This is a genomic window from Actinomycetospora sp. (genome assembly GCF_055612215.1).
In genome coordinates this window covers 1-9,762 of sequence record NZ_JBVPVA010000693.1, presented here as the reverse complement: position 1 = coordinate 9,762, position 9,762 = coordinate 1, and the positions used below count along the sequence as shown (strand labels likewise).

The 9,762-nt window shown below is 74.2% G+C and carries 10 protein-coding genes; 4 read left to right on the top strand and 6 right to left on the bottom strand.

Features of this window, described 5'->3' with window-relative positions:
* Positions 1-96: 96 nt before the first annotated feature.
* Both AC0CYZ_RS18990 and AC0CYZ_RS18985 read right to left on the bottom strand, forming a co-directional pair.
* Positions 97-825, bottom strand: coding sequence for a response regulator transcription factor (locus AC0CYZ_RS18990; protein WP_472218138.1), 729 nt, complete (start codon positions 823-825; stop codon positions 97-99).
* 83 nt (positions 826-908) lie between these two features.
* A complete protein-coding gene (locus tag AC0CYZ_RS18985; protein WP_472218136.1) occupies positions 909-2,297 on the bottom strand; it encodes a cytochrome P450 in 1,389 nt (462 codons plus the stop codon).
* 79 nt (positions 2,298-2,376) lie between these two features.
* Here AC0CYZ_RS18985 and AC0CYZ_RS18980 point away from each other — a divergent pair, with 79 nt between their 5' ends.
* Positions 2,377-2,988, top strand: a complete 612-nt coding sequence (locus tag AC0CYZ_RS18980; RefSeq protein ID WP_472218134.1) for a TetR/AcrR family transcriptional regulator — start codon at positions 2,377-2,379, stop codon at positions 2,986-2,988.
* 3 nt (positions 2,989-2,991) lie between these two features.
* Here the strand turns inward: AC0CYZ_RS18980 and AC0CYZ_RS18975 are convergent, their stop codons facing one another.
* Entirely contained in the window at positions 2,992-3,237 is a 246-nt protein-coding gene (locus tag AC0CYZ_RS18975; protein WP_472218132.1) for a hypothetical protein, read from the bottom strand.
* Positions 3,238-3,300: 63 nt separating this feature from the next.
* Here AC0CYZ_RS18975 and AC0CYZ_RS18970 point away from each other — a divergent pair, with 63 nt between their 5' ends.
* Both AC0CYZ_RS18970 and AC0CYZ_RS18965 read left to right on the top strand, forming a co-directional pair.
* Entirely contained in the window at positions 3,301-4,206 is a 906-nt protein-coding gene (locus AC0CYZ_RS18970) for a LysR substrate-binding domain-containing protein (RefSeq protein ID WP_472218130.1), read from the top strand.
* 95 nt (positions 4,207-4,301) lie between these two features.
* Complete coding sequence (locus AC0CYZ_RS18965; protein ID WP_472218128.1) at positions 4,302-4,652, top strand: hypothetical protein; 351 nt, start codon at positions 4,302-4,304, stop codon at positions 4,650-4,652.
* Here the strand turns inward: AC0CYZ_RS18965 and meaB are convergent, their stop codons facing one another.
* Both meaB and AC0CYZ_RS18955 read right to left on the bottom strand, forming a co-directional pair.
* A complete protein-coding gene (gene meaB / locus AC0CYZ_RS18960; RefSeq protein WP_472218126.1) occupies positions 4,653-5,633 on the bottom strand; it encodes a methylmalonyl Co-A mutase-associated GTPase MeaB in 981 nt (326 codons plus the stop codon).
* Between the two features lie 34 nt (positions 5,634-5,667).
* Positions 5,668-5,955 carry a PIN domain-containing protein gene (locus AC0CYZ_RS18955; protein ID WP_472218124.1) on the bottom strand — a complete coding sequence of 96 codons (288 nt, stop codon included), beginning with the start codon at positions 5,953-5,955 and terminating at the stop codon, positions 5,668-5,670.
* A gap of 136 nt (positions 5,956-6,091) precedes the next feature.
* On the opposite strand from AC0CYZ_RS18955, the gene AC0CYZ_RS18950 reads away from it, so the two are divergent.
* Positions 6,092-9,409, top strand: a complete 3,318-nt coding sequence (locus tag AC0CYZ_RS18950) for a DEAD/DEAH box helicase (protein ID WP_472218122.1) — start codon at positions 6,092-6,094, stop codon at positions 9,407-9,409.
* 5 nt (positions 9,410-9,414) lie between these two features.
* On the opposite strand, the gene AC0CYZ_RS18945 is transcribed toward AC0CYZ_RS18950, so the two are convergent.
* A partial coding sequence (locus AC0CYZ_RS18945) for a cobalamin-dependent protein (protein ID WP_472218120.1) occupies positions 9,415-9,762 on the bottom strand: 348 nt, incomplete at its 5' end.

The window sequence follows — 9,762 nt, the reverse complement described above, 5'->3', positions numbered from 1 at the left end:
ACCGCGCACACCACGGCCAGCAGCGTCACCGTCGTGACGACGATCCGGGCCTGCAGGGTGCGCATCAGGTGCATGGTCCCTCCCGGCGTCCGCCGGTCATCCCGCGGGCTTGAGGACGTACCCCGCGCCGCGCACGGTGTGGATCATGGGCGTGCGGCCGGCGTCGATCTTCTTGCGCAGGTAGGAGATGTAGAGCTCGACGATGTTCGACTGACCGCCGAAATCGTAGTTCCACACCCGGTCGAGGATCTGCGCCTTCGAGAGCACCCGGCGCGGGTTGCGCATGAGGAAGCGCAGCAGCTCGAACTCGGTGGCGGTCAGGTCGACCTGCACGCCGGCGCGGAACACCTCGTGGGAGTCCTCGTCGAGGCTCAGGTCGCCGACGACGAGGCCCGCGTCGCCGCGCACCGCGGTGGCGACGGCGGCCCGGCGCAGCAGGCCCCGGAGCCGCGCCACGACCTCCTCGAGGCTGAACGGCTTGGTGACGTAGTCGTCGCCGCCCGCCGTGATGCCCGCGACCCGGTCCTCCACGGCGTCGCGCGCGGTCAGGAACAGGACGGGGACGTCGGGGTTGTCCGCGCGCAGGCGCCGCAGGACCTCGAAGCCGTCGATGTCGGGCAGCATCACGTCGAGCACGACGACGTCGGGGCGGAACTCCCGGCCCTGGGTGAGGGCGCCGAGGCCGTCGCCGGCGCTGCGGACGTCCCATCCCTCGTAGCGCAGGGCCATGGAGAGCAGGTCGGCCAGCGTCGGCTCGTCGTCGACGACGAGCGCGCGGACCGGGCTGCCGTCGGGGCGCCGGAGCTCGGCACGGGTCGCGTTCATGGGCACCACGATGGCACCGACCGATTCGCCCGAGCTGAGCGGTCCCTGTATGCCTGCTTTGAGCGACCCCCGTGCGAGAGACGTCAGCCCCGAACGGGGAGCGTCTCCCAGCCCCGCAGGATGACCGTCGGGCGCCGGACCGCCCCGCCGGCCGGCGCGAGGTCGGGGAAGCGGGTGAACAGCGCCCGCAGCGCCACCTCGCCCTCCATCCGCGCGAGGGCCGCCCCGAGGCAGTAGTGGATGCCGCTGGAGAAGGCGACGTGGTCCTTCGCGTTGGTCCGGGCCACGTCGAAGCGGTCGGGATCGGCGAACACCGCGGGGTCGCGATTGGCGGCGCCCAACACCGTCACGACGATCTCGCCCCCGGCGACCGGCACCCCGTCGACCTCGGTGTCGCGGCGTGCCATCCGGGCCGTGCGCTGGACCGGCGAGTCGTGGCGCAGCACCTCGTCGACCGCGTTGGGCCAGAGGCCGGGTTCCGCGGCGAGCCGGGCCCGCTGGTCCGGGTGCTCGAAGAGCCGGACGGCGCCGTTGGAGATCAGGTTGACCGTCGTCTCGAACCCGGCCGCCAGGATGAGCATCGAGGTGGCGACGAGCTCCTGCTCGGTCAGGCCCGACCCGTCGTCGTCGGCGACCTGCACCAGCGTGGAGAGGAGGTCCGTCCTGGGAGCCTCGCGCAGCCCGCGCAGGTGCTCGCGCAGCCAGCCGTCGAACGCCGCCAGCGAGCGCTCCGCCCGCGCGTAGGACGCCCACGGCATCCCCATGTCCAGGCTCGCCGCGGCGCCGTCGCCCCAGGCCAGCAGGGTCGGGCGCATCTCCGGCGGCACCCCGAGCATCTCGGCGATGACGGTGACCGGGACCAGGGCGGCGTAGCGGCGGACCAGGTCGACCGCGCCCTCGCGCTCGAAGGAGCCCGCCAGCTCGTCGAGCAGGCCGGCCGCGATCTCCTCGGTGCGGGTGCGCAGGGCCGCGACGGCCTTGGCGGTGAACGCCCGGGTCACCAGCCGGCGGAAGCGGGCGTGGTCGGGCGGGTCCACGGCGAGCATCGAGGGCGGGGAGTCGACGCCGGCGTAGCGGCGGGGACCGAGGACCCGCACGGCGGCGCGGGCCGGCGCGGGGAGCACCCGGGCGCGGTCGGCCACCCCGAAGTCGTCACTGCGCAGGACCCGGGTGACGACGTCGTGGTGGGCGGTGATCTTGCCCATCGGCCCCCGCGCGAACGGCCGTCCCTCGCGGAGCAGCCGGTAGTGCGCCCAGGGCTCGGCCTGCCACGCCGGGTCGCGCAGCAGGCGCGCGTCGTCGCTCCCGCCGCGTGCCCGCGAGGCCACGACCGTGCGCAGCAGCCCGTGCGAGAGGGCCCAGCGGGCGGCGAGCACGGGCGCGGACGGCGCCGCGCCGACCGTCGGGACGGGCCCGTCGGGCGCGACGTGCGCCGGGGAGGACGCAGGAGCCGGAGCTGTCACCTTGGACATTCGGAGGACCGCCCTTCGCAGACCGACCGTCGGACACATACTCTCGGTATGTCACTGACGACGACTATGCTCGGCGGCCGTGCCAGAGGTCAAGAGCCGTCGCGGGGAGTACACGGAGGCCACGCGGCGCGCCCTGCTGGACGCGGCCGCGGAGCTCTTCACCGAGCGCGGCTTCGCCCGGACCTCGCTCGACGACGTGGCCGCGGTCGCCCGGGTGACCAAGGGCGCGATCTACCACCACTTCGGCAGCAAGCCGGGCCTGCTCGAGGCGCTCTTCGACGAGCTCGAGCTCTCCGAGAACGGCGCCGCACGGGCCGCGTTCGAGGCGGAGGAGGACCCGGCGGTCGGCGCGCTCGCGGCGCTCGACCAGTTCCTGCTCGCCTGCTCCGAGCCGGTCTACGGGACGATCATCTTCCGCGAGGCGCCGGTCGCGCTCGGCTGGGACGCCTGGCGGCACTGCGAGGAGAAGTACTCCTACGCGCTGCTCACCGACATGCTCGACGCGCTCGCGGCGGCCGGCCGAATCCCGGCGCAGCCCGGGGAGGCGCTCCCGAGCATCGCCTTCGGGATGCTCGGAGCGGCGGGTCAGCTCCTCGCGCGGACCCCGGCCCCGGACCGCGCCCGGGTCCGGGACGAGTGCCGGACGCCGTTCGTGGCGCTGCTCGCCGGGCTGGGCGCCGTCGGCTCGTGAGCCCTACCGACGGGCGCGCGGCAGCGGGCGACCGGCGGCGCGGCGGCACCAGCCGCCCCGGGTGATCGACATCCGCCGGCGCGTCGAGGGCATGAGCTCACCGTGCAGCACGAGCTCGCCGCCCTCCCACGCCCAGTGGAGGTACTGCTCCTCCCACGGACGCTCCAGGAGACTGAGCCGCTCCGCCATCTCCTTCTGCTCGGCCCAGAACCGGGTCAGGGCCTCCCACGTCGCCTTCACACGGTCCATGCTCCGGCCGCTCCCGCGTCGCGGGAAGCGACGATCCCCCGGGCCCGCGTTAAGCTGCGCTTCATGCTCGACCCCCGCCGTCTCCTCGTGCTCCGCGCGGTGGTCCGCGCGGGCTCGATGAGCGGGGCGGCCGCGGCGCTCGGCTACACCCCGTCCGCGGTCTCGCAGCAGGTCGGCGCCCTGGAACGGGAGGTCGCGACGCCGCTGCTGGTGCGCCACTCCCGCGGGGTGCTCCCCACCGAGGCGGGGGCGCTGCTCGTCGGGCACGCCGACGTCGTCGCCGGACGCCTCGAGCGGGCCCGGGAGGAGGTGGCCGACCTCACCGCGCTCCGCTCGGGCCGGCTGCGCCTGTCCGCGTTCGCGAGCGCCGGGGCGCGGCTGCTGCCCGGCGCGATCGGGGTGTTCCGCCGCCGCCACCCCGGGGTGCGGCTCTCCCTCGAGCTGCGCGAGCCCGAGGACAGCCCCGACCTGGTGCGCGAGGGCGAGCTCGACCTCGCGATCACCTTCGGCTACGTGCCGGGCCCGGAGCCCGACACCGAGGGCCTGACGTCGACCTGGCTGCTCGACGACGTCGTGAACGTCGCGCTCCCGCCGGGCCACCCCGCCCTCGAGGACGCGGGCGCGCGCCCGACCGACGAGATCGACGTCGGCACGCTGCGCGACGCGGCGTGGATCCGCGACTCCGGACAGGTCTGCCGCGAGCAGCTCGTCGAGATGTGCGGAGCCGCCGGGTTCACCCCGAACATCGCCTTCGACTCCGACGACTTCCCCATGGTCAGCGGGCTCGTCGAGTCCGGCGTCGGGGTCGCGCTCGTCCCGGACCTCGCGGTGCACCAGATGGGCCGGCGCGTGGTGCTGCGCCGACTGCGCCCGCGGGTGGTCCGGCGCATCCGGGCGCTCACCCCGCGACAGCCCTCGCCGGCGACCACGGCGATGCTCGAGGTCCTGACGTCGCGGCGGGGCGCCTGACCGACGACGTCCGTGACGGTCCGTGATCGCAGCGGGCGATTTCCCGGAACTGTCTCCCGGTACCGCCACCGACAGCGTACGAAGGTCCCCGGGGGATGGTCGCGGACCGCGACGCCACGTGTGATTCCGGGGGGATGATCATGCACGAGTTCCTGGTGTTCTTCGGCCTGGCGATGGTGGGGCTGTACGTCCTGTCGCTGCTCCTGCACCCGTACACGCGCTGTGAGGCGTGCGTGCGCCGCGGGGCGCAGCGGGAGACCGGCGCCGTCTTCAGCTACGCCTTCCGGCCGTGCTGGCGTTGCCGCGGGCGGGGCACCAAGCAGCGGTTCGGTGCGGCGCTGCTGGGCATCGGCGAGCCCCGCACCCCGCGGATCAACGGCAAGTTCGCGCCCGCCGCGAAGAACTTCCCGAAGCCCAACCGGACCCGGATCTTCGGCATCTTCTGATCAGCTCCGGAACGCCTCCAGGATGCGGTCCGCCGCCAGGGCCGGGGTGAGCTCGCCGTCGAGGACCTCGCGCTCGGTCCCGTCGCGGATCTCCTTGACCTGCGGGTGGTCGCGCAGCCGGGCGAGCAGCCGCTCGCGGACCATCTGCCAGGTCCAATCCACCTGCTGGCGGGCGCGCTTGGCGGCGAACTCGTCGCGGGACTCCAGGAACTCCTGGTGGCGGACCAGCGCCGACCAGACGTCGTCGAGACCCGTCCGCTCCTGCGCCGAGCAGGTCAGCACCGGCACCTGCCACGGGTCGCGCTCCCCGCGGAGCATCGTCAGGGCCGACTCCAGCTCCCGCGCCGCGCGCTTCGCGTCCCGGGCGTGGGGGCCGTCGGCCTTGTTCACCGCGATGACGTCGGCGATCTCGAGGATGCCGCGCTTGATCCCCTGCAGCGAGTCGCCGGTACGGGCGAGCGTCAGGAAGAGGAAGGAGTCGACCATCTCGGCGACCGCGGTCTCGGACTGGCCGACCCCGACGGTCTCGACGATGACCACGTCGTAGCCCGCGGCCTCCATCACGACCATCGTCTCGCGCGTCGCCTTCGCGACCCCGCCGAGCGTGCCCGCCGTCGGGGACGGGCGGATGAACGCGTTGTCGTCGGTGGCCAGGGCGTCCATGCGGGTCTTGTCACCGAGGATCGAGCCGCCGCTGCGCGTCGAGGACGGGTCGACGGCGAGCACGGCGACCTTGCTGCCCGCCGCCGTCAGCTGCGAGCCCAGCGCCCCGATGAACGTCGACTTCCCGACGCCGGGCACCCCGGAGATCCCGATGCGGCGCGCGCCCCCGGCGTCCGGGAGCAGCTCGACGAGCAGTTCCTGCGCGGCGTCGCGGTGGTCGGCCCGAGTCGACTCGACGAGCGTGATCGCCCGGCCGATCCACAGCCGGGAGCCGGTGCGGACGCCCTCGACGTAGGGCTCGAGGTCGATGGTGCTCACGTCGGCCTCCTCAGACCTTCACGACGACAGACCTTCACGACGACGAGGCCGCGCGCCCCTCGAGGGGGTCGAGGTCGTCGTCCCGGGTGACGACCGGCAGCCGGTGCGCGACCGCGCTCGCCGCGATCCACGGGTCGTCCACGTCCACCCGGCCGCCCCGTTCCGCGAGGTGCACCCGCAGCCGGGCCCACTCCGTCGCGACGACCGCGGTGCCGTCGAGGACCTCGACGAGCGCGCACCGGTCCAGCGTGGCCGTCCGCCGGGCCCTCGACCCGGAGTCCGGCGCCGCGAGCACTCCCGCGTGCAGCTGCGCGAGGGTCACGACCGACACCCCACAGCTCTAGCACGTCGTGGCGAAGTGTAGGGCGGTCCTCACCGGCGTGCCCCGTCCGCGTCGGGGAAGACTGTCGGACCCCCTCGCTAGCTTCGCTCCATCGCAGGTGAGAAGGGGGATCGACATGACGGGACGCGTGACGGTCGAGGGCATCCGCGCCGAGGACGTGGCGGGGGCGCTGGGCCCGACGACCACGGAGCGGGGACGGCGCTACGCCCGCGACGGTGCCGTGCTGTTCTCGGAGTGGCGCGAGGGCGTCCGGCAGTTGCGGGCCGTGGTCCGGGGCGGGGAGGGCCACGTCTACTCGACCGTCGTGCACTTCGACGCCGACGGGCACGGCGGTCTCGTGCTGGCCGACGGTGAGTGCTCGTGCCCGGTCGGGGTGCTGTGCAAGCACGTCGCGGCGGCCGCGCTGAGCGCGCTGCCCACGGAGCCGGTGGGCACGGCTCCCGCGCCGCCGCCCTGGGAGACCACGCTCGAGGCGCTGCTCGGGAAGCCGCCGGACAGGGCCCCCCGACCACCGGGCGCCGCCCTCGCGATCGAGCTGACCCCCGACGGCGCCGGCGGGCTGATGGCGCGCCTGGTGCGGCCCGGGAGCAACGGCTGGGTGTACGGCGGGCTGCTGTGGAACCGGATGCTGCAGCCCACCGCGGCGACGCAGCACCGTCCTGACCACCTGGCCCTGGTTCGCGAGCTCTACCTCCTCCACCAGGCCGCACGGTCGGGCTCCGGGTTCTCGCCCTACCGGTACTTCGGATACGGGGCCGACGAGAAACAGATCGACCTCGCCGAGATCTCGAGCCCACGCCTCTGGTCGTTGCTCGACGCGGCGGCCGACGCCGGCCTGCACCTGCTGCCCGCCCGTCACCGGCTCGGTCCGCTCCCCCGCCACGACCACGGCGCGCTCTCGCTCGACGTCACCGCCGGCACCGACTCCGGCTCGCTCGCGATCCGCCCGGTCCTGCGGTTCCGCGGGGCCGACGCCCCGGACCACGACGCCGTGCCGGTCGCCTTCCTCGGCGGGGACACCGCCCACGGTGTCGCGACGGTGTCCGCCGCGGAGAACCGGGCCCCCGCCTCGTGCCGCCTCACGCTGACCCACCTCGATCCGCCCGTCGCCCGGCCGGTCTGGCAGGCCGCGCTCGACCACGCCGACATCGCCGTCCCCGCCGACGCGGTCGACCGCTTCCGGGCCCGCTTCGCCCCGCGGCTGGTGGAGCTGCGGGGGGTCACCTCGTCCGACGGCTCGTTCACGCCACCGCGGATCGGCCCGCCGGTGCTGGTGCTCCGGGCCGCGTTCAGCGGCGAGCACGCGCTCTCCCTGAGCTGGGAGTGGTCCTACGACATCGACGGGGTCGACACCCGCGTCGCGGTGGACGGCCGCGTCACGGCCGACGAGCAGTTCCGGGACGACGAGGCCGAGGAGGCGGTCCTGGACGTCCTGGACGGCCTCCCGGTCGACTGGGAGCAGTTCCGCGTCCACCCGACGGAGCACCACGGCTCGCACCGGTTCATCGGACTGCACACGGCCGCGTTCGTCACCGAGGCGCTCCCGGTGCTCGCCGACGCCGACGGCATCCGGGTCGAGCGCTCCGGGACGGTCACCGACTACCGCGAGGTCGGTGACGACGTCGCGATCGAGGTGTCGACCACGGAGTCCGCGACCGGCAACGACTGGTTCGACCTCGGCGTCACCGTCGTCGCCGAGGGCCGCGCGGTCCCGTTCACCGACGTGTTCACCGCCCTCGCCCGCGGACACAGCCATCTCCTGCTCCCCGACGGCGCGTTCTTCTCGCTGGAGAAGCCCGAGTTCGTCGCGCTCCGAACGCTGATCGACGAGGCCCGGGCGATGCAGGACCGTCCGGTCGACGGGCAGCTCCGCGTCAGCCCGTACCAGGCGACCTGGTGGGAGGAGCTCGCCGCGCTCGGGGTCGTCACGCACCAGGCCGAGGCGTGGCGGGAGCGGGTCGACGGGCTGCTCGGCCGGGCGGGCGGAGCGACGGGGGACGGTGCCGCCGGCGCGCCCGAGCCCGCCCCGGTCCCCGCCTCGCTCCGGGCCGACCTGCGTCCCTACCAGCAGGCGGGCTTCGAGTGGCTCGCGTTCCTGTGGCGGCACCGCCTCGGCGGGGTGCTCGCCGACGACATGGGGCTCGGCAAGACCCTGCAGGCGCTCGCCCTGATCGCGCACGCCCGCGAGACCGAGCCCGACGGCGGCCCCGTGCTGATCGTCGCGCCCACCAGCGTGGTGGCGAACTGGACGGCGGAGGCCGCGCGGTTCACCCCGGAGCTCCGCGTGGTGGCGCTGACCGACACGCTGCGGCGGCGCGGGCAGGAGCTCGAGGACGTGGTCGCCGGGGCCGACGTCGTGGTCACCTCGTACACGCTCTTCCGGCTCGACGCCGAGGCCCACGAGCGGATCGGCTGGTCGGCGGCCCTGTTCGACGAGGCCCAGTTCCTCAAGAACCGGCGCTCGAAGGCCTACTCCTGCGCCCGGCGCCTCGCCGCCCCGTTCACGCTGGCGATCACGGGGACGCCGATGGAGAACGACCTGATGGAGCTGTGGTCCCTGCTCTCGATCACCGCCCCCGGGCTCTTCCCGAACCCCGAGGCCTTCCGGCAGACCGTCGCGAAGCCGATCGAGAAGGGCGACGACGAGGTCCTCGCCCGCCTCCGTCGCCGGATCCGCCCGCTGGTGCTCCGACGCACGAAGGAGCAGGTCGCCCCGGAGCTCCCGCCGAAGCAGGAGCAGGTGCTCCCCGTCGAGCTCACCCCGGCCCATCAGCGCATCTACCAGCGGGTGCTCCAGCGCGAACGCCAGAAGATCCTGCAGCTGCTCGGCGACGTCGACGCCAACCGGATCTCGATCCTGGCCTCGATCACCCGGCTCCGACAGCTGAGCCTCCATCCCGCGCTGGTCGGGGAGGACGAGACGGCCGGGTCGGCGAAGATCGACCTGCTGGTCGAGCAGATCCGAGACGTCGCCGGAGCGGGGCACCGCGCCCTGGTGTTCAGCCAGTTCACCGGCTTCCTCGCCCACGTCCGGACCGCCCTCGACGCCGCCGGGATCGCCCACGCCTACCTCGACGGCACCACGCGGGACCGCCAGGGCGCGATCGCCGGGTTCAAGGACGGCGCCGCGCCGGTGTTCCTGATCAGCCTGAAGGCCGGTGGGTTCGGGCTGAACCTCACCGAGGCCGACTACTGCTTCCTGCTCGACCCGTGGTGGAACCCGGCCACCGAGGCGCAGGCGATCGACCGGACCCACCGCATCGGGCAGGACCGCACGGTGATGGTCTACCGGCTGATCGCGGCCCAGACGATCGAGGAGAAGGTCCGGGCGCTCGCGCAGCGCAAGGCGGCGCTCACCGCGGGGGTCATGGACGACGGCGCGGCCTTCGCGGCCACGCTCGACGCCGACGACATCCGGGCCCTGCTCTCGTGACCGCGTCAGGACGGTCCGTGGCCCAGCTTCTCCGAGAGCGCCTCCAGGAGCTGGGTGGCGGCCTCGGCGATGACCGTGCCCGGCCCGAAGATGGCCGAGGCGCCCTTCGAGAGGAGCTCCTCGTGGTCCCCCGGCGGGATGACGCCGCCGGCCACGATCAAGATCTCCGAGGCACCCAGCTCGGCCAGCGCGTCGCGCAGCGCGGGCACCAGCGTGAGGTGCCCGGCGGCCAGCGACGACACCCCGACGACGTGCACGTCGGACTCGACGGCCTGCCGCGCGACCTCCTCGGGGGTCTGGAACAGCGGGCCCACGTCGACGTCGAAGCCGAGGTCGGCGAACGCGGTGGCGAT